This window comes from Nonomuraea polychroma, from assembly GCF_004011505.1.
GTDB lineage: Bacteria > Actinomycetota > Actinomycetes > Streptosporangiales > Streptosporangiaceae > Nonomuraea > Nonomuraea polychroma.
On record NZ_SAUN01000001.1, the window covers coordinates 2,368,013 to 2,387,353 of the forward strand.

General features: G+C 68.4%; 13 protein-coding genes. 7 read left to right on the forward strand and 6 right to left on the reverse strand.

Annotated features, from left to right (window positions below):
• Nucleotides 1–132: 132 nt before the first annotated feature.
• Genes EDD27_RS10600 through EDD27_RS10625 form a run of 6 tightly spaced genes read left to right on the forward strand, consistent with a single transcriptional unit; the run spans nt 133 to nt 10,609 of the window.
• Nucleotides 133–1,068: a DUF1702 family protein gene (locus tag EDD27_RS10600; protein ID WP_164903565.1), complete on the forward strand. Its 936-nt coding sequence runs from the start codon at nt 133–135 to the stop codon at nt 1,066–1,068.
• The gene (locus tag EDD27_RS10605; protein WP_127932247.1) at nt 1,065–2,969 is read left to right on the forward strand and encodes an FG-GAP repeat domain-containing protein; all 1,905 of its coding nucleotides are present in this window, start codon (nt 1,065–1,067) and stop codon (nt 2,967–2,969) included. The genes EDD27_RS10600 and EDD27_RS10605 overlap by 4 nt, the downstream gene beginning before the upstream one ends.
• The gene (locus tag EDD27_RS10610) at nt 2,966–3,913 is read left to right on the forward strand and encodes an RnfABCDGE type electron transport complex subunit D (protein ID WP_127932248.1); all 948 of its coding nucleotides are present in this window, start codon (nt 2,966–2,968) and stop codon (nt 3,911–3,913) included. Before EDD27_RS10605 ends, EDD27_RS10610 begins: the two co-directional genes overlap by 4 nt.
• On the forward strand, nt 3,910–9,513 hold the full coding sequence (locus tag EDD27_RS10615) for a type I polyketide synthase (RefSeq protein ID WP_127932249.1): 5,604 nt from the start codon (nt 3,910–3,912) through the stop codon (nt 9,511–9,513). The genes EDD27_RS10610 and EDD27_RS10615 overlap by 4 nt, the downstream gene beginning before the upstream one ends.
• On the forward strand, nt 9,510–9,944 hold the full coding sequence (locus tag EDD27_RS10620) for an acyl-CoA thioesterase (protein WP_127932250.1): 435 nt from the start codon (nt 9,510–9,512) through the stop codon (nt 9,942–9,944). The genes EDD27_RS10615 and EDD27_RS10620 overlap by 4 nt, the downstream gene beginning before the upstream one ends.
• On the forward strand, nt 9,941–10,609 hold the full coding sequence (locus tag EDD27_RS10625) for an NADPH-dependent F420 reductase (RefSeq protein WP_127932251.1): 669 nt from the start codon (nt 9,941–9,943) through the stop codon (nt 10,607–10,609). The genes EDD27_RS10620 and EDD27_RS10625 overlap by 4 nt, the downstream gene beginning before the upstream one ends.
• On the opposite strand, the gene EDD27_RS10630 is transcribed toward EDD27_RS10625, so the two are convergent.
• From EDD27_RS10630 to EDD27_RS10640, 3 genes are all read right to left on the reverse strand, one after another.
• Complete coding sequence (locus tag EDD27_RS10630; RefSeq protein ID WP_127932252.1) at nt 10,590–12,830, reverse strand: M20/M25/M40 family metallo-hydrolase; 2,241 nt, start codon at nt 12,828–12,830, stop codon at nt 10,590–10,592. The genes EDD27_RS10625 and EDD27_RS10630 overlap by 20 nt on opposite strands.
• Before the next feature lie 27 nt (nt 12,831–12,857).
• Nucleotides 12,858–14,294, reverse strand: coding sequence for a DHA2 family efflux MFS transporter permease subunit (locus EDD27_RS10635; RefSeq protein ID WP_127932253.1), 1,437 nt, complete (start codon nt 14,292–14,294; stop codon nt 12,858–12,860).
• Between the two features lie 111 nt (nt 14,295–14,405).
• Nucleotides 14,406–15,863, reverse strand: a complete 1,458-nt coding sequence (locus EDD27_RS10640; RefSeq protein ID WP_127932254.1) for an MFS transporter — start codon at nt 15,861–15,863, stop codon at nt 14,406–14,408.
• A gap of 147 nt (nt 15,864–16,010) precedes the next feature.
• Between EDD27_RS10640 and EDD27_RS10645 the strand changes: the two genes are divergently transcribed.
• Complete coding sequence (locus EDD27_RS10645) at nt 16,011–17,498, forward strand: TIGR03560 family F420-dependent LLM class oxidoreductase (protein ID WP_206641338.1); 1,488 nt, start codon at nt 16,011–16,013, stop codon at nt 17,496–17,498.
• A 9-nt stretch (nt 17,499–17,507) separates the two neighbouring features.
• Here EDD27_RS10645 and EDD27_RS10650 read toward each other — a convergent pair whose 3' ends face one another.
• From EDD27_RS10650 to EDD27_RS10660, 3 genes are read right to left on the reverse strand one after another with little or no spacing between them, the layout of a single operon-like run.
• Nucleotides 17,508–17,822 carry an ArsR/SmtB family transcription factor gene (locus EDD27_RS10650; RefSeq protein ID WP_241563962.1) on the reverse strand — a complete coding sequence of 105 codons (315 nt, stop codon included), beginning with the start codon at nt 17,820–17,822 and terminating at the stop codon, nt 17,508–17,510.
• 4 nt (nt 17,823–17,826) lie between these two features.
• Entirely contained in the window at nt 17,827–18,330 is a 504-nt protein-coding gene (locus EDD27_RS10655) for a hypothetical protein (protein ID WP_127932256.1), read from the reverse strand.
• Nucleotides 18,331–18,364: 34 nt separating this feature from the next.
• Entirely contained in the window at nt 18,365–19,306 is a 942-nt protein-coding gene (locus EDD27_RS10660; RefSeq protein WP_127932257.1) for an ABC transporter ATP-binding protein, read from the reverse strand.
• Nucleotides 19,307–19,341: the final 35 nt, after the last annotated feature.

Genomic DNA, 19,341 nt, shown 5'->3' on the forward strand with positions numbered 1-19,341 from the left:
GAAAAGCCCGGAGCAGCAAGAAGAATCCTCACTTGCCGACGCTCGACCTGCGCACACCGTCAGGCCGGACGCTGCCGTTCTAGGCAACACATCGGATCCGCTGACCCTGAGAGATTTGCCATGAGAGCGCGAATGATCCGTCGAATGCTCGCCATCGGCCCTCGCAAGCTCGCCCTCGAGGGCCGCTGTCATCCAGCCGAGGCACCCGAGACTCAACGCGCTCTCGAGGAGGTGGTGAAGGCCTTCGCGGTCGGCTACAACACGGCCCTAGCAGGTCCGACCGGTGAGCTCACTTTCCCTGATCTCCCACGGGAGCTGCGCGGATTCGCCTTCGAGGGCGCCGCGATGAGCACCGCGCTGGTCGACCAGCTCACGATGGGAGGCGGTCGCGGCCTTCGAGAGCTCGCCGCCGGCGCAGGGGAACGGTACATACATCTGATTCACGTAGGGGCGGGCTGGGCGTACGCGCGCCTGCGGCGGCGTCCTTGGGCGGGTACGGAGTTCGCTCATCCCCTGCTGGGCTGGCTCGCGTGGGACGGCTGGGGCTTCCACCAGGCATTCTTCCACCCGCAGGCGGTCTTCGTCAGGCAGGCGGTCGAACGCCGCGGACGAGGCTCCGTCCAGCCCATCCGCGACCAGGGGGCCGGCCGGGCGTTGTGGTTCTACGCCGGGGCGAACGTGGCGCGGATCGCCGGCATCATCGGCGGTTTCCCGGCCGGGCGCCGACGCGACCTATGGGCGGGGATCGGGCTGGCCGCCGCGTACACCGGAGCGCGGCAGGGACCCGCCGTCGATGAGTTGCTCACGGCCGCCGATGGATACCGGGACCACCTGGCGCAAGGAGCCGCGTTCGCGGCCAAAGCCCGGGTCCTGTCGGGAGTGATGCCGTCCGGCTGCGCGGCGGCCGTCGAAGCGATCACTGGAGTCGACGCCGAGACCGCGGCCGACTGGACCGACGGCGCGCTGAGCCACGCCATCCGGTTCCCCGACTCGCCCGACGCGTATGAGATGTGGCGGGCGGGCATTCGTGATGCCTGGAACCTGAGGGCTCACGGGGTGGCCTCATGATGCGGCGGCTACGGCCCTGGACGGCCCGGTTGTGCTGCATCGTCCTGCTGATCACCGCATGGGTCGCCGCCCGGCCGCCGTCCGGTTCCGCCGCGGAGCTGGACGAGCTGGCACAGCGGTTCAGTTTCAGCCGGCAACCCCTCAACGCCGCGACCGCCGGCCGTGACGTCCGGATCGTCGCGCCTGCCTTCGAGCACATCAAGGGGTGGATCTCAGCCGTGGGAGCGAGCGTCGGCCTGGCCGACCTCGACGGTAACGGCCTGGCCGACGACGTCTGCCTGATCGATCCCCGGGACGATTCGGTCACTGTCGGCCCGCTGCCCGGCACGGGCGCCAGATACAGCGCTCTGCGGCTCACCCCGGCGCCTCTCGCGTTCGACGCGACCATGGCTCCGACAGGGTGCGTCCCCGCCGACTACAACGAAGACGGCCTCCATGACCTCCTGGTCTACTACTGGGGCCGCTCTCCGGTGATCTTCCTCAAGACCGCGTCGGGGGCATACGTGCCGCGGGAGCTCGTGCAGCCGTACGAGGTGTGGAACACCAATGCGCTCTCCCTGGCGGACATCGACGGGGACGGCCACGTCGACATCGTCGTCGGCAACTTCTTTCCCGACGACGCTCGAGTCCTCGATCCGGAGGCGTACCAGGACGAGTTGCAGATGCAACGCTCGCTGTCCGACGCGCGCAACGGTGGCACGAACCGCATCCTGCTCTTCCGCTCCGCGCGAGCCGGTCAGGAACCGGCTGTGGAGTTCGCCCCTGTGGCCCAGCCTTTCCCGGGCGATCTCGCCAAGGCGTGGACTCTCGCCATCGGCGCTCAGGATCTGGACGCCGACGGGCGGCCGGAGCTCTACTTCGCCAACGATTTCGGCCCCGACTATCTGTTGCGCAACGTGTCCACGCCGGGTCAGGTCCGTCTGCAGGTCCTGCGCGGCCCACGCCATCTCACCACGCCGAAGTCCAAGGTGCTCGGCAACGACTCCTTCAAGGGCATGGGCGTGGCCTTCCCCGATCTGAACCTGGACGACGTGCCGGACATGGTGGTCAGCAACATCACGGAGAACTTCGCACTCCACGAGAGCAACTTCGCCTGGGTGAGTACCAGGAAACCCGTCATCACCGGTGACGTGGCCCAGTACGAAGACCAGAGCGAACCGCTCGGCATCTCCCGGTCAGGGTGGGGCTGGGATCTCAAGACCGGCGATTTCGCCGGCGACGGAGACGTGCAGATCGTCCAGACCACCGGCTTCGTCGCCGGCACCACCAACCGCTGGGCCAACCTCCAGGAACTCGCCATGGCCAACGACGACCTGCTGTCGAAGCCGGGCGCCTGGCCGCGATTCGCACCGGGAGATGATATCTCGGGCGACGACACGAATCCGTTCTTCGCCCGCGGCGCCGACGGACGCTTCCACGACATCGCCGCTCGCCTCGGCGTGTCGGATCCGGGCCCCTCGCGGGCGATCGCCCTGTCGGACTTCGACCACGACGGCCGCCTCGACTTCGCCGTCGCCAACCAGTGGCGCCAGTCCTACGTGTACCGCAACACCCGTGCCACCAGCGCGCCCTTCCTCGGGCTGCGGCTCCTCACGCCCGCAACCGCGGGCCGCTGCACCGCACCGGCGGACGAGCTGCGGCCCGCGATCGGCGCCACGGCCCAGATTCTTTCCGGTGCCCGTGGTACCAGGTCAGGGCAGGTGTACCCGGCCAACGGACACGGCGGGGTCTCGGCGCCGGAGCTGCTCTTCGCGCTCCAGAACCCTCAGACCCCCGTGACCGCCAAACTCACCTGGCGCGATCCGTGCGGTGCCCGTCACGCCGCCAACGTCTCGCTCACGCCCGGCTGGCACACCCTGGCGCTGCTCGCGAACGGTTCCACTCAGGAGGTTAAGCCGTGACCGAATCCCCCGCACCGCGTGACAAGCGCGTCGCCGCCCTCCGCCGCTTCGCCGTCTCGATCACGGTGCTTACTGTGGTCGGGCACGCCGCGCTCGGCTTTGAGCAAGCGTTCATCACCCCGGTCGCGGCCGTGATCTGCGCGTACGTGCTGGAGCTCGGGCTCGAGGTCATCGACGCCCGGACCCGTCAGCGCCCCATGAAGTTCCAGCCGACGTGGCGCAGCATGATCGACTTCCTGCTGCCGGCGCACATCACCGGGCTGGCCTGCGCCATGCTGCTCTACGCCAACGACCGCGTGGAACCGATCCTGCTCGCCGTGACGATCGCGATCGCGTCCAAGTATCTGGTCCAGGTCCCGGTGGGCGGGCGGTTGCGCCACGTGCTCAATCCCTCGAACACCGGCATCGTCGTCGTCCTGCTCCTCTTCCCCTGGGTGGGAATCGCCCCGCCGTACCACTTCACCGAGTGGGTGAGCGGACCCGTGGACTGGCTGATACCTGCCGGGATCCTGATGGCCGGCACGATGTTGAACGCCAAGCTCACCGGCAAGATGCCGCTCATTCTGGGGTGGCTCGCCGGGTTCGTGGCACAGGCCGTGATCCGGAGCGGCATCGAGGGCACGCCCGTGCTGAGCGCGCTCCTGGTGATGAGCGGCACGGCCTTCATCCTCTTCACGAACTACATGATCACTGATCCTGGGACGACACCGGTCCGGCCCAGGAACCAGGTGTGGTTCGGAGTCATCACCGCAGGCGTCTACGGGACCCTGGTCGCCTTCCACATCGTATTCGGGTTGTTCTTCGCCCTGACGATCGTGTGCGCGCTTCGCGGGGTCGGGCTCGCACTGCTGGCGTGGCTGGCAGGCGCGCCCCGGCCGCAAGTCGAGCCGGAGCCGGAGCTGGCCTTGGTGGGCGCCTCCCGTGTCGAGGGGGAAAGGGCATGACCGACGCCATAGCCATCGTGGGGATGGGCTGCCGCTACCCGGACGCCTCGGATCCCGGTCAGCTCTGGGAGAACGTGCTCGCGTGCAGGCGTTCCTTCCGGCCGATCCCCCGAGAGCGGCTGAACCTGGAGGACTACGCCCCCGATGGGGGTGATGCTGACAGCACCTACGTGAGATTCGCCGGAGTACTCGAAGGGTGGCAGTTCGACCGCGCCCGCTTCCGCATCCCGGGATCCGCTCATCGGGTCACTGACACGACGCACTGGCTCGCCCTGGACGTCGCCGCCGACGCCCTTGCCGCCGCCGGCTATCCGGACGCCCGCGGGCTCGACCGCGACCGGGTCGCCGTCGTCCTGGGCAACTCGATGAACGGCGAGTTCAGCCGAGCGGTCGGGCTGCGGGTGCGCTGGCCCTACGTGCGGCGGGTGCTCCAGGGCGCCCTTGCCGAAGAGGGATGGACAGACGAACAGCGGGCAGGCTTCCTCGCGGCGGCCGAGCAGGCGTTCAAGGCGCCCTTCCCGGAGCCGAACGACGAAAGTCTCGCGGGAGCGCTGGCCAACACCATGGCAGGACGGGTGTGCAACCACTTCGACCTGCATGGCGGCGGTTACACGGTGGACGGCGCGTGCGCGTCCTCGCTCCTGGCCGTCACTACCGCCTGCTCCACGCTGCTTGCCGGCGAAGCGGACTTCGTGCTGGCGGGAGGGGTCGACATCAGCCTCGATCCCTTCGAGCTCGTCGGCTTCGCGCGCACCGGGGCGCTCGCCACCTCGGACATGCGCATCTATGACGCATCTCCCACGGGATTTTGGCCAGGTGAAGGCTGCGGCATGGTCGCGCTCATGAGGTGGGAGGACGCCATGGCCGCAGGGCGGACGCCCCTCGCGCTCATCCGCGGCTGGGGTGTCTCTTCCGATGGGCGGGGCGGGATCAGCAGGCCGGAGAAGAACGGCCAGCTTCTCGCTTTATGGCGGGCGTACACACGTGCCGGATGGGGGCCGGAGACGATCTCGCTGTTCGAGGGACATGGCACCGGCACGGCGATCGGCGACGAAGTGGAGCTGTCCGCGCTGATCGAAGCCCATCGTTGCCTGCGCAGAGATCAGGCGGCAGCGCTCGGATCGATCAAGGCCAACATCGGCCACACCAAGGCGGCGGCGGGCGTGGCGGGCCTGCTGAAGGCCACACTGGCTCTGCAGCGTCAGGTGATTCCGCCGACGACCGGATGCCGAGAGCCTCATCAACTGCTTCGCCGCGACGGAGCCCCTCTGCGCATCGTGTCTGACGCCGAGCCGTGGCCGGAGGCTCCCTTGAGGGCCGCCGTCAGCGCCATGGGATTCGGCGGCATCAACACCCATGTCGTTCTGGAGTCCGAGGCACGGCGCCGGCGAAACGGCCTGTCCGCTGCGGAGCGCAAGACAGCGACCCGGCCGCTCAGTCACGAGGCGTTCGTCGTCGGCGGGGACACCGTGCGGGAACTCGCCGGCGCCGTGGCCCGCGTGGCGGAGACGGCCGGCGGCATGGCCTTCGCCCAGCACGTCGACCTGGCCGCCGAACTCGCCGCGACCGCCGCCGAGCGGTCGGGGCGTTTCCGCATGGGCATCGTGGCGCGCGACCCCGATCAGCTCGCCCGCCGAGCCGTGCAGGCCCTCTCGATGCTGGACGATCTCGAAGGGAACGCGGAAGGAATCCCGCTCATGGCCCCCGGGATCGTCGCGGCGCATGGACGCGCCGCGACGATCGGGCTGCTCTTCACCGGCCAAGGGGCGCCGCCGACCACGTCGGCCGGAGCGCTGGGGAAGGTCCTGCCGGAGGTCGAGAGCGTTTTCACCAGCGACTGGACCCTAACAGCCGACACTGCCGTCGCCCAGCCCTCCATAGTGCGCGCATCCCTGGCGGGCCTGAAGTGGCTGGCGAAGCTGGGTGTGCGGGCGGAGGCGGCAGTCGGACACAGCCTCGGGGAGATCACCGCCCTCCACTGGGCCGGCGCCCTGTCGGAGACGGACTTGCTCGATCTCGTCACCCGACGTGGCCGGCTCATGAGCGAGCTGGGGACTCCAGGGTCGGGCATGGTGTCGATCGCGGCATCGGCGGCGTCGGTCGCCGAGTTCATCGACGACACCAGCCTGACGATCGCCGCCGACAACGGCGTCGCCCAAGTCGTCGCAGGTCCACTCCCGGACATCGAAAAGGTCCTCGAGCGCGCCGCGCGCGCCGGTGTGACGGCCCAGCGGCTGCGGGTGAGCCACGCCTTCCACACGCAGGAGATGAAGGCGGTGGAGCACCCGCTTTCAGAACATCTCTCGCGCATGGCGATCCGTCCGGTGGAGAGGCGGGTTTACTCGACGATCAGTGGCCGCCTGCTCACCCCGGCTCACGACCTGCGTCGCCTGCTGACCCTTCAGGTCACCTCGCCCGTGCACTTCGGGCGGGCGGTCACCGCTCTCGCCGCCGAGTGCGACCTCCTCGTCGAGGTCGGTCCTGGACAGGGACTCGCTTCCATGGCGGCAGCCCAGACCTCCGTCCCCGCGGTCGCACTCGGCGTGGGCTCCGCGTCAGCGGAAGGCCTGTGCCTGGCGGGGGCCGCGCTCTATGCCGCCGGGGCGATCAGCGACCTGCGGCCGTTCTTCGCCGAACGATTCCATCGCCCGTTCGATCTCGATCGCGCCCCTGAGTTCCTGAGCAATCCCTGCGAACGTGCCGCCGAGCCGGCACCGCGGTCCGAGCGCCCGAGCCCGGGTGAGGCTGACCACGTGGGCGAGGCCGACCGCGTGGATGACGTGCCGGCGATGGTGCGAGCGCTCGTCGCCGACGCTCTGGAGCTGCCGTCCGACGCCATAGCCGACGACGATCGGCTGCTCAGCGATCTCCATCTCAACTCGCTACGGGTCGCCCAGCTCAGCCTGCAAGCCGTGACCGCCGCGGGACGTGCCATGCCCATCGAGCCGCTCATCATGTCCGACGTCTCGGTGGCCGACCTCGCGCGGGCGATCGAAGCCCTTCCCGCCGGGGGAGACGGCGATGAAGCAGCAGCGTCTCTCCCAGGGCTGGCCGACTGGCACCGAATCCTCCTTCCCACGGCGGAGCCCGTGACTCTGCCCGAGCAGGCGGAAACCTATGCCTGGCAGGTGGTCGGCGCCGGTCCCCTCCTGCATGGGCTGGCGTCACTCCTGCCCGTCCCGTCGGCGGAACGCTCGGCAATGCTGATCTTCCTCCCCGAAGATCCAACGGACAGCGACGTCGACGTCATGGTCAGCTCCGTGCGTGCGGCCGTTGCCGAGGGCATGCCCCTCACGGTCGTCGACCACGGCGACACCGCATCAGGCTTGCTCGCGACGATCCGGCAGGAATATCCGGGCCAAGTCGCCAGGTGGATAGGCGTGGCCGACTGTCACAGCCCTGGAGCCCTCCTGCGCGTCCTCCGGTCCTCGGGCGAAGAGACGCCAGAGATTCTGCTGGATTCCGCCGGGCGTCCCTGCGTGCCCGCCTACCGGCCGATCGCCCACGCCGGTGACCACTCCACGCTTCCTCTCACCGCCGCGGACGTTGTGCTCGTGACGGGAGGAGGCAAAGGCATCGGCTTCGAGACGGCGCTCGCGCTCGGTCGAGCCTCGGCAGCTCGCATCGCCCTGCTCGGGCGCAGCCGGCCGGACTCCGACGAGGAGCTTCGTGCCAATCTCGCCAAGCTCACCGAGGCAGGCATCACCTTTGTGTACGAGCGCGCGGACGTCACCGACGCCGCCTCCACGCACCGCGCTATAGACGTGATCTCCCGGACCCTAGGGACGATCACCGCGGTGGTGCACAGTAGCGGCGTCAACCGGCCACAACGCTTCGCCGACCTCGATGCCGCCGCGTTCGCCGATCACTCCGCGCCCAAGCATCACGGACTGCGCAATGTGATCGCGGCGCTGGACCGGGACGCGTTGCGCGTGGTGATCTCGTACGGCTCCGTGATCGGCCGCTTCGGGCTCGGGGGGGAGGCGCACTACGCCCTGGCCAACGGCAGACTGCGGGAGTACATGCGCATCCTCCGTCGTGAGCTGCCGCAATGTCAGGTCTGCGATGTCGATTGGACGGTCTGGTCGGGCGCCGGGATGGGGGAGCGGTTCGACGTGCTCGACAGCCTGATGCGAGCCGGGGTCGTCCCCCTCCCCTCGGCGAAGGGCACCGACCTGCTGCTGGAGTTGCTCACCGTTCGGCCGGACACCTCCTCGGTGGTGGTCACGGGACGACTTCCCCAGCTCACCTGCGCATACACCGCGGCCGAGCACCGATACGTCCAGACCGCTCCCTTCTTCGTCCCTGGCATCGAGCTGGTCGCCGAGGCCGAACTGAGCGCGGAGGCGGATCCTTATCTGGCTGACCACCGGATAGACGGCCTGCGGGTGCTTCCTGCAGTCTGCATGCTCGAGGCCATGGCGCAGTCGGCCCACGTTTTGACGGGCAGCCGTCCGATGGGCATCGCCGATGCGCGCTTCGACCGCGCGATCCTGGTGCCCGACGAAGGCACGCGCACGATCAGGCTCTGCGCGCTCGTCCGTGAGGACGGCGACATCGACGTTGCCGTGCGGAGCGACGAGAGCGGCTACGCGGTGGATCACGCCTCCGCCAGGATTCTCATGTCCGAGCCGCCGGAGACCGTGAAGGTGCCCGAGCAGCGGTTGTCGTTGCCCAGCCATGACGGGCGAGGGCTGTACGGAGGGTTGTTCTTCCATGGGCCGCTGTTCCAACGGTTGCGCGGCTACCAGCACCTGGAGGCGACAGGGTGCACCGCCGTTCTCGCGAGCGGCCCCGACTTCCCGTTCGGCCCTGGACTGCCCACCAAGCTGATGCTCGGCGATCCGGCTCGCAACGACGCGAGCATCCACGTCCTCCAGGCCTGCGTGCCCCAACGGCGGCTGCTGCCTGTAGGGTGCGCCGCTTTCATCGTGCAGACAACGCGGAGCACGGACGGGGAGCTCGTCCTGTCCGCCGTCGAGCGAGAGCACTCAGGCGCCGACTACCTCTATGACGTCACGCTGCGCGAACGCTCTGGCCGCCCCGTGCTCAGCTGGACAGGGCTGCGTCTTCGCGACGTCGGCCCGCTCGATCCGGCAGGCGGCCGACCCGACCTCTTGCTCGCCCCATATTTGGAACGAGGCGCGGCTGCCCTGATCCCCGACTCCCCTGTACGAGTGGAGGTCACGCCCAGCGGAGCCGATCGGGCGAGTGCCCGCCAGAACGGACGCGGCCGGAGCCATCTCGACGGTCTGGCCATGGCAGTTCACGGACGTGGTGTGGTCGCCTGTGACTGGGAGTGGGCCGATGGCGACCCGGAGGCTCTGCGTGGGCTCATCGCCTGGACCGCGCAGGCAAGGGAGATCGCCCGGTTGACAGGCGAGCCCGAGGCCCATGTCCTGACCCGGCTGTGGACAGTTCGGGAATGCCTCTCCAAAACCGGCAGGACGGGCCAGGCATCGCTCACCGTGGCCGGAGCGTACGAGCAGGGCTGGGTACTCATGAGGGCGGGCAAGAGTCACGTGGCCTCAGCGATCGTCGACATCGGCGGCGAGTCCCGCCCCGCAGCCGTCGCCGTTCTGGTCGAGGGGGAATCGTGAAGCGTTTCTACGAGTACCGGCACCTGGTGACCTTCGCCGACACCAACCTGGTGGGCAACGTCTACTTCACGAACCACCTGGAATGGCAGGGCGTCTGTCGCGAGCATTTTCTGGCCGAGCACGCCCCGGGCGTCATAGAAAGGCTCGCCGACGACCTCGCTCTGGTGACGGTCTCCTGCTCGTGCGAATACTTCTTGGAGCTCTACGCACTGGACCAGGTTTCGGTACGCATGTCGCTGCGCGGTATCGAGGCCAATCGCGTTTCCATGGAGTTCACGTACTTCCGGGTCAATACCGGCCTTGCGCAGCTGGTGGCCCGAGGCGAGCAGACGATCGCGTGCCTGGCCAGGAAGGACAACGGGCTGGTGCCCGTGGACGTGCCCGAAGAATTGCGCGCCGCTCTCGACGCCTACGCGGGCCGGCCAGCGTGAACGGCGAGCGTCTGCCCGTCCTGGGCGTCGTCGGATGTGGCCGGATGGGCTCCGCGTGCGCCGAACTGTTCGCACTCAACGGGTTTCCGCTGCTGCTCGCGTCACGGCGCCGGAGAACGGCAGAGGAGCTCGCGCGGCGCCTGCCCAGGGCAGCGGCGGGATCGGCCGAGATGGTGGCCGCGCATGCCGACCTGCTGATCCTGGCCACGCCCGCGGATGTGACCCGCACGGACATCGCGCCCAAGATCCGCTCGTTCGTCGCGGGAAAGCCCGTCATGGACGTGTCCAATCCCATGTTCTATCGGAACCTGGATCCCTGCTCGTCCTCGGCAGAGGCGATCGCCCGGGCGCTTCCGGGAGGTTGCCTGGTCAAGGCGCTCAACTGCGTTTCCGCCAAGCAGCTGGCGCGCCTGGAACAGACCGTCACCGTGCCGATAGCGGGTGACGATCCGGTGGCCAAGCGACTCGTCACCAGCGTGCTGGAACGCGCCGGTTTCGATGTCGCCGACGCGGGGCCGCTGTCGTCGAGCAGGCTCATCGAAGGGCTGGCTCACCTCCTGTGGCAGCTCGGCAAGCGCGGAACGCTGGGGGACTCCATCGGCTTCCGGCTGGTGCATCTGGCATCCGACCCCGCGCTCGTGCCGATCACACCTCGTAGGTTCTGACCACGGTGACGTCCGCCCTGAGCAGGTAGAGCCAGTCCGGCGGCGCGGCATAGCCGGGCAGATCCGTCAATGTGCCGGGACCGGCCTGTGTGTCGCTGACTCGCAGGCGGACAGGCTCATCGCTCTTCGTCAAGCTAAGAGTGACCTCGGTTCCGTCGGGATCCGGGGCCACGAACGTGAAGCCCGATCCCACGATCTGTCTACCCGCCACGACAATCTCGCGTATCTCGCCGTTCATGACCGACAATGCGATAGAACTCACGTCACGCTGCGATCGCAGAAGGACTCGAAGCCGGCGGGTCGAGCCTTCGGTGGTGTCGTCGAGGATCGTGAGTGCGGGCGCGGGCACGTCGGAGGCTTTCGCCGGGCCGACGCAGATCGGTTGCGCGCCCCACACGTCGATGAAGGGATGCTCGGTCTGATCGGTGTGCACGTAGCCCGCGTTCCAGGCGTCCAATGGCGGATCGGCCCCCCACATCGCCTGTCTGGTGTCGGCGTCCATGATGTACCGCAATGTCGTGGCGCCCGGCTGGTCGGGCGAAACGCGGTCGGTGACGAGCCCGCGTGCGACGAGGGCGGCGGCGATGCCGAAGGCCAGGACCGGCGGCAGGTACGCCCACCTCCGCGGCCATAGCTCTTCGATCAGCGGTAGCGCCAGGCCGGCGCTGAACGCCAGCCGTGGAGCGGCGGTGATGCCGGCCATCCGCAATCCCAGAGGCAGGAGCTCCCACGTGCCGGCACCGATGACGGCCGCGGGGACGAGACTCGCCGCCGTCACGGGAACATGCCACCGTGGCGGGCAGAACATCGTGGCCAGTCGCCCCGTGGCGGCGCCCAGGGCAGGCAGTGCGGCCAGGTGGGAGGAGCCAGGGGACAGCACGGCCAGGGCGGAGCCGAGCGTGGTCGGCCAGACGAGCATCCCGACGGCCGGGGCCTCTGGGCCCCACCGTCGCCGAGCGACGCCGTACCATCCCAGCACGATGCCACCGACGAGGGCCAACAGCCCGGCCTCGAAATGGCCGGGACGGTAGGTCGTCGACATCCGCATGGTGGCGTACTCGGGCCGGACCCGTACAAGCATGGGCCACAACGCCTGCCCCGCGGCGACGGACAGTCCCAGCGGCAGCAGTGCCGATGCCGTCCCCGCCAGGAATCCGGAGAAGCGGACGACGCCGCGGCGGTGTCCCGCGACGACCAGTGCGGTCGTGGCGGCCAGGCCGAGCGCGGCGAGCGGAATCGCGGCGCGAGCCGGATAGTGAGCGAGAGCGCCGCTCGGCGTGTTGAAGTAGACCAGTCGCTCGGCGTCGTCAGGCTCGGACAGATCCGACTCGCCGAAAGCCCGCGTCAGCGCCAGCATGTTGGACCCCAGCTGCTGCAGCGTGGGCTCGTCGACATGACCGGGGTCGTCCAGCGGACTGTGGAAGTACGGGGCCCCGGTGATGTAGCCGGAGTCGAGTCCGGCCAGGCCCGCGGCGAGGAACGCGGACAAGTCTGTGTCATTGGGGACCCTCGCCGCGATGTCCGCGATTCCGGAATCGGCCACTGGATACGGTGCCGACCGCGCGAACGTCCGGACCAGCCGAGCATTCGGCTGAGACGTGCGGAACATCAGCACGGGCCCGCGATTCCCTCTCGCGTCCCAATTGAGGACGATCGCGGGCCCTTGTGCCAGGGGATGCTCGTCGGTGAACGCGGCCGCGCCCAGGAGCCCGGCCTCCTCGGCATCCGTCGCGACGAAGACGACATCGTTGCGCGGCGGCGTCGGATCGGAGGTGAGGGCTCGGGCAGTTTCCAGCAGAGCCGCCACACCGGTGCCGTCATCGCTGGCACCTGGGCCGGACGGCACCGAGTCGTAGTGCGCCGTCACGATCACGCGACCCGTGGGGGCGGCGCCGGGCACCACGCCTACGATGTTGAAGACCCTGCCGAGCACAGGCCGGCGATCGCGCGGCGATCTGCCCACCGCTTCCTGAACCTCCGTGCGCAGGCCCAGCCGTCGCATCTCACTCACGAGATAGTCGCGCACCCGGGCATGTTCGGCGCTGCCGACCGGATGAGGGCGGCGAGCAAAGCGCCGGACGTGCTCGTTCGCCCGCGCCGCGCTGAACTCACGGGAGGCTGCGTCCGCCGGAAGAGGGGGCGGCGGACGCAACCTCCTGATCGTGACGACGGCGGTGGCGGCGAGCAGTCCTAGCGCCAGCAGACCGGGCAAACGAGACATGAGCGCACCACCCGAGCCAGGCCGGGATCAGCCCGCCGGCTCTGCCTGCGGGGCCGTCGAAGGCGGAGGGGAGAATTCAAGGCGGCGAATCAGCCCTGCGCCTGCCGCGCCCCCTACCGTGATGACGGTCAACGCGATCAGTGCGGGTGTGAACCCGTCGACGAACTGGTCGGCCGAGCCGTACCCGCCCGCACTGGAGAAGACCGCGGCCGCCACCGCGACGCCGAACACCGCGCCGACCTGCCTGATCGTGTTGCTGACGCCTGCCGCGATGCCCACGAGCTGTGGCTCGACAGAGCGCATCACCGCGGAGGCGGCTGTGGGGAACGCGACCGCGACGCCGACGCCGGCGGCGAGCAGCGGCACGATCATCATGCCGTAGCCGATGTCGGCCATGGCCATCAGCGCGATCGCCAAGAAGCCGACGGCGTGCAGCAGGAGCCCGACGATCAGCAGGGGGCGTTCTCCCTTGCTGTCGGCCATGCGCCCGGCCATGGGAGAGATGAAGAGCGCGAGAGCGACCCAGGGCAACATGCGGACGCCCACGCCGAGAGGATCGTGGCCCAGGGCGAGCTGGAGGTATTGGGCGAAGACGAAGCCCACGCCGTACAGCGTGGCGGCCAGGGAGAAGCTGACCACGCAGCCGCCGACGAAGCTGCGGTTGCGGAAGAGATCGAGAGGCATCATGGGAGCGGTGGTGCGATGCTCCCACCACAGGAAGGCGACCAGGGCCACGACTCCGCCGACCAGGCCGCCGAGCACGTACGGGCTGGCCCATCCGTCCTCGCCGCCCCTGATGAGCGCCTGTGCGATGCCGTAGACACCCAGGGTCGACAACACCAGTCCGAGCAGGTCGATGCGGTGCGCGATCCCCTTGCTTTCGCTGATCCTGACGAGGCTGAGGATGATCACGACGATGCCGACCGGCACGTTGAGCCAGAAGATCCACTGCCATGAGAGCAGTTCGATGATGGCCCCGCCGATCAGCGGCCCCAGCGCGACGGCCAGGCCGGAAATGGCGCCCCAGACACCGAATGCCGCACCTCTCTGTTCGGGAGGGGTGGCGTCCGTGATGACGGCCAGGGCGAGCGCGATCGCGATTCCGCCGCCGACCCCCTGGAGAGCGCGGGCCGCGATGAGGATCTCGATGGTCGGGCTGATCGCGCAGACCAACGAGCTGACGGTGAACAGGGCGAGCCCTGAGACGAACAGCAGACGCCGGCCGTAGCGGTCTCCGAGCGCCGCGCCGGTCAGGATCAGGGCCGCGAAGCCCAGCTCGTAAGCGCTGATCGTCCAACCGAGCGCTGCCGTGCCCGCGTTCATGTCCTGATGGAGTGTGGGCAGAGCGGTCGTGACGACCAGTACGTCAAGACCGACCATGAAGGAGGCGAAGGAGGCGAGGACTAAGGTCCACCGCTGACGAGACTGCGAGTAGGCGGCGTCGAGGCCGTCACTAGTGGCCATGGGAGGCTCCAGTGGTTACTCTACGAACTCTTATTAGGCCAATGATCGATTTTTGCGATGATTCGAGCTAGAAGCCTGGTTCCGGGTCTGAGCGTAACATCAAGCTATCGATTATTGAAGTGAATCAGCCGTGTTGGCTCGCCGCATGCCCACGATCGCGTTGAGCACCGCGGGGATCGTCAGAACCGCTGCCAGCAAGAAGGCCCGCGCTACGCCGTCAGAGAGGGCGGTGAGCGGATCCGCGCCCTGGGCAAGCCTGCCGGCGGCGTAGGTGTTGGCGGCGGTCATGGCAATGGCCAGCCCGATCGCCGCGCCGATCTGCGCAGCGGCCTGGACGACGCCTGCCGCCAGGCCGGCGGTGCGCTCGTCCGCCGACGAGGTCGCCACAACTTCGCTGTTGATCCAGGCGAACGGCATCCCCACACCGACGAGGACGAGTCCTGGAAGAATGTCCGTGAGGTAGGCGGAATCTGGTGCCAGCCGGGTCAGCAGCAACAGGCCTCCTCCGATCGCTGCCCAGCCCAGCAGGTACGGCACACGTGGGCCGAGGCGGTTGAGCAGATATGTGCCCAGCGGGCCGACCAGCAGCACCATGCCGACGACAGGAACGAGCATGAAGCCTGCTGTCAGCGCACCGGCGCCGTGAACTCGCTGGAGGTAGAGGCTGCCGACGACGATGACGGGGATCGTGGCGGCGGAGACCAGTAGCACGCCGACGGCACCGCAAACGAGCCGGCGGTTCCGGACGAGCGCAGGCGGCACGAGAGGGTGACTGGCCCGGGACTGGATGAGCGCGAAGGCGATGAGCAGGATTGCGCCACCGGCGAGGATCGCGAGGGTGAACGGGTCGGCCCAGCCGTGTTCGGCGGCGCGTACAAAGCCGTAGACCATAGCGAGCAGGCCACCGGTCATGCACGCTGCTCCGGGCACGTCCGCGCCGCGAGCGCGCTCGGTGCCGTCTTTCGGCACCAGGCGGAGCGAGGTCACCAGGATGGCCACGCCGATCGGGATGTTCACGTAGAAGCCCCAGCGCCAGTCGAACTGGCTGACCACGACGCCACCCGCGCAGGTGCCGGTGATGGCGCCGATGCCGCCGACCGTCCCCCAGATGCCGACGGCTCTGCTCCGTTCGGCTGGGTCGGTGAACATGGCGATCATGATCGCCATGGCGGCGGGGATGAGCAGTGCCGCAGAAACCGCCTGGAATGCGCGGCCGGCGATCAGCCAGGGGCCGTCGGTGGCGGCGCCGCACATCGCGGAGGCCAGGACGAACCCAAGGAGGCAGGTCAGGAACAGGCGCCGCCGGCCGACGATGTCCGCGAGCCGCCCGCCTAACAGCTGGAATCCGCCGACCAGCAGGACATACACGTTGGTGACCCACTGGGCCGCCGTCAAGGTCATGTCGAGGTCGCGCTGGATGTCGGGAAGGGCCAGCGCCACGATTCCGGCATCAGCGTTGGCGACGAACGGTGCCACTGCCACGACGGCGAGGGCCGCGGTGCGCGTCCGAGCACGGACGGGGCTGACGGAGCCGGCGATCGGCCTGAGGGCATAGTCGACGACGGTCATGGCTACTCCTGGGATGGGGAGAAGGCACGCGACGGGAAGCGCGTGAGCTCATACGACCGGTCGTTACTACTCTTTAAATGTTAGGCAGCGCTTACGAAAGCGTCAACTGTCGTAGCAGAAGTTTTCGGACCCATGCAGACTGGACGCATGGAAGACAGCCTGGATGTGCCATCACCTTGCCTGATCGTCCTGGTCGGTCCGGGTGCGTCGGGGAAGTCGACGTGGGCCGCGAAGAGCTTTCCCGCCGAGTGGATCGTTTCGAGCGACCATCTCCGCGCCATGGTGGGAAGCGGCGAAGACGACATCGCAGCCAGCGCGGATGCGCTCACGCTTCTGCTTCAGATAGTGACGATACGCGTGCGTCGGCGGCTGACCACAGTGATCGACACGCTCGGCCTCGACGTGGAACGCCGTCGCGCCTGGCTCGCCCTGGCGCGCGAGAACCAGATGGCGTGCGTGGCGGTGGCCTTCGACACGCCTGCCGCCGAGTGCCGCTCACGCAATCAGGGACGGGCCAAACGCATTCCGGTTGACGTGCTGAACAGCCAGCTCCGTACGTGGCGTCGCACCAAGGAGACGCTGGCCACCGAGGGCTTTGACAAGGTGATCTCTCCCCGGCCCGTTCGCGTGGTGCCCAAGGCGTTCTCCGAAGCCGCGGCCGCCGCCCGGCGCCAGCATGACGAACCGGCCGGGATGCGGTTCGGGCTGCACCTGGCCAGCTTTTCCTTCTCCCGCGACAGGGCGGCCACGGCGGGCCATCTCAGGGACATCGCCGAAGCGGCGGAGTCCGCGGGATTCGACGGCATCTACGTGATGGACCACTTCCGGCAGATTCCGCAGATAGGCCGGCCTTGGGACGACTTCCTGGAGAGCTGGACCACGCTGGCGTACCTGTGCGCGCACACGTCGCGGGTACGACTCGGCACGCTGGTCTCCGGTATCACCTACCGCAACGTCGCGCACCTCGGCAAGATCGTTGCGACTCTGGACATATTGAGCCGGGGCAGGGCGGTCTGCGGGGTGGGGCTCGCCTGGTTCAAGGAGGAGCACCTGGCCTACGGCTGGGAGTTCCCGCCGGTCTCCGCGAGATATGCACTGCTGGAGGACGCGCTTCAACTGTTGCCCCTGATATGGGGACCAGGCAGCCCGCGGTTCGATGGGCGTGTCCTGTCGGTGCCGGAGGCGGTCTGCTATCCCAGACCCATCCAGGCGAAAATACCCATCATCGTGGGCGGCGGAGCTGAGCGGCGGACGCTGAGGCTGGCCGCCCGCTATGCGGATGCCGCCAATGTCTTCGGCGACGTGCGCACCGTGCGGCACAAGGCGGGAGTGCTACGTCGCCACTGCGCCGAGGCCGGCCGCGATCCCGAGCAGGTCGCACTCACACATCTGTCCACCGCCCTGGTAGGGGCCGACGACAGACACGTGACACAACTGGTGAGCCGACTTCGCCCGCCCCGACGGGATCCCGCTCGCTTTGCGGAGTCGGTGAACGCCGGCACTGTACATGATCACGTAGGCCGTTTCCGAGAGCTGGCGGAAGCAGGCGTGGGAGAGGTCATTGTGCGCCTGCCGGATCTCTCGGACACGGAACCGATCGAGCGCATGGCGAAGATCATCGCGGCCTTCCGTTGAGCGCCGGGTTCAGCCGACCGCGCGAATCTCTTCCTCGCCGTCGCCGCCCTCGGCCAGCCGCCGGGCGAGGTTCACCGAGTCGCCCCACATCTGATCGAGGAACCTGCGCAACTCGGCCAGTCCATCCTCGCTCGCCCGATAAAGACGCTTGGTGCCTTCCCGGCGCTCAGAGATCAGCTCGGCGTCTTTCAACACCTGGAGATGCTGGGAGACGGCGGAGCGGGTCACACCCTCGAAATGCTCTGCGATGTGACCCGCGGACAGTTCCTCGCTCGCGACGAGCCGGAGAATCGCCAGACGTCTCGGCTCGGCGATCGCGCGCAAGGTGTCATCCACCTGTGGCATTCATCCCCCCAAGCGGACTGAAGAGTTCTTCCAATTGCCTAGTATGCGCCAGCACGTGGAAAGTCGCATTGATCTGGAGGACCTGTGCCCACGGAACCGGGCTGTCCAGGCGCACCTCGCCATTGTCCACGATCTTCGAGGGGACCAGGGTAGCGGCCTGCTCAGGGGTGAGGCACTCGGTCAGCTGGGCAAGCCTCTCGCCATTGGCCTTGACCAGGGCGCAGAGGTTCGCCCACCCCCCGCTCTCGGCGGCGATCCCCAAGAGCACGTCTTCGTCGATCGCCTCCGCGTTGTCGAACGTCAACGCCCGTCCAGCGATCAGGAGCTCGGTGGCGTCCGCGAGGAGAGCATCGTTCTTCGCCACGTGAGCGAGCACGAACTCGGCAGGCCACTCCCCAGGAGGCGGAGCCATGCGCTGCTGGTCCGCACACTTCTCGGCCACGTTCAGCAGATTCGCGTGCGCCTCGCGCAGCGCAGTGGCGTCCATGAGATCTCCTTTGCCAGTGATATGGGCTAAGCCGTCACGCCGCCCAGGGCGCGATCGGGTACCAGATGTAGCCGCGGCGGGCGAGCAGTCGCACGTCCCAGTAGAGAAGGGTGAACACGCCGGCGACGATGAACGCGGCCCCCATCACCACGGCCATGCGGCCCGGTTTGGCGGTCATCCACCGATTCATCTTGCCTCCGGGCAGCAGCGCCATGCCCAGGAAGAGCGTGCTGATGATGATGATGTTGCCGATCGACTGAAGGACGAAGGCGAAGACCCCGTACAGGACGTTGTGGCTCTCCGCGGCATCCCTGAAGAGCTGGCGGAACAGGCCGTACGGCCGCCCGATGAGGAAGGCGCCGATGAGGGCGCCCATGAGCGCCATGCGGGCATGCGGGTAGCGGCGTGATACACGAGCGAGCGGATCGCGGACGATGCCCAGGGCCGCCAGACCCAGGTAGATCATGACGATGCCGATGATGCCGAACGTCACCATCGACTGCACCGAGCGCGGTGTGAGTCCCGTGGCTGTCGCGGTGCTGAACTGGGGCATCGATGTGCCGACGATGGCGACCACCGCCCCGTACAGGGCCGAGACGACGACCATTCCGGCGGCGAGGTGTGCCAGAGGCCTGAGCGCCGCCGCCAGACGTCCGCGCATGGTCCGCTGATCGCTGAGCAGCGGCGCCAGAGCGCCGAACGCGGCGATGTTGCAGGCGGTGAACGTGCCCGCGAGACCGGTGACGAAGGCGAAGATCAGCCCTGCGGACACTCCCGCTATGGGAACCTCGTTCGCGTCGTGGCCGAGCAGTCCGTCGGCCACCGTGTGGCCGATCGTCTGGTCGACGAAGTGCGCGGACCAGACGACGGTGAGCAGGAATCCCGCCACGACGCTCAGCGTGACGACGAGCCACCGCCTCCGGGGCGTCTGCTGCTCTGTGGGTTGCGACTGCACAGGTGGAACCACGGTTGTCATGGCATGCTCCACTGACGGAGAGGAAGGAACCGCTG

What these genes read in the sequence shown, in the direction of transcription:
- EDD27_RS10600 (WP_164903565.1), top strand. Translation starts at nt 133, where the DNA reads ATGATCCGTCGAATGCTCGCCATCGGCCCTCGCAAGCTCGCCCTCGAG.
- EDD27_RS10615 (WP_127932249.1), top strand. Translation starts at nt 3,910, where the DNA reads ATGACCGACGCCATAGCCATCGTGGGGATGGGCTGCCGCTACCCGGAC.
- EDD27_RS10655 (WP_127932256.1), bottom strand. Translation starts at nt 18,330, where the DNA reads ATGGACGCCACTGCGCTGCGCGAGGCGCACGCGAATCTGCTGAACGTG.
- EDD27_RS10660 (WP_127932257.1), bottom strand. Translation starts at nt 19,306, where the DNA reads ATGACAACCGTGGTTCCACCTGTGCAGTCGCAACCCACAGAGCAGCAG.
- EDD27_RS10630 (WP_127932252.1), bottom strand. Translation starts at nt 12,830, where the DNA reads ATGTCTCGTTTGCCCGGTCTGCTGGCGCTAGGACTGCTCGCCGCCACC.
- EDD27_RS10640 (WP_127932254.1), bottom strand. Translation starts at nt 15,863, where the DNA reads ATGACCGTCGTCGACTATGCCCTCAGGCCGATCGCCGGCTCCGTCAGC.
- EDD27_RS10645 (WP_206641338.1), top strand. Translation starts at nt 16,011, where the DNA reads ATGGAAGACAGCCTGGATGTGCCATCACCTTGCCTGATCGTCCTGGTC.
- EDD27_RS10635 (WP_127932253.1), bottom strand. Translation starts at nt 14,294, where the DNA reads ATGGCCACTAGTGACGGCCTCGACGCCGCCTACTCGCAGTCTCGTCAG.
- EDD27_RS10605 (WP_127932247.1), top strand. Translation starts at nt 1,065, where the DNA reads ATGATGCGGCGGCTACGGCCCTGGACGGCCCGGTTGTGCTGCATCGTC.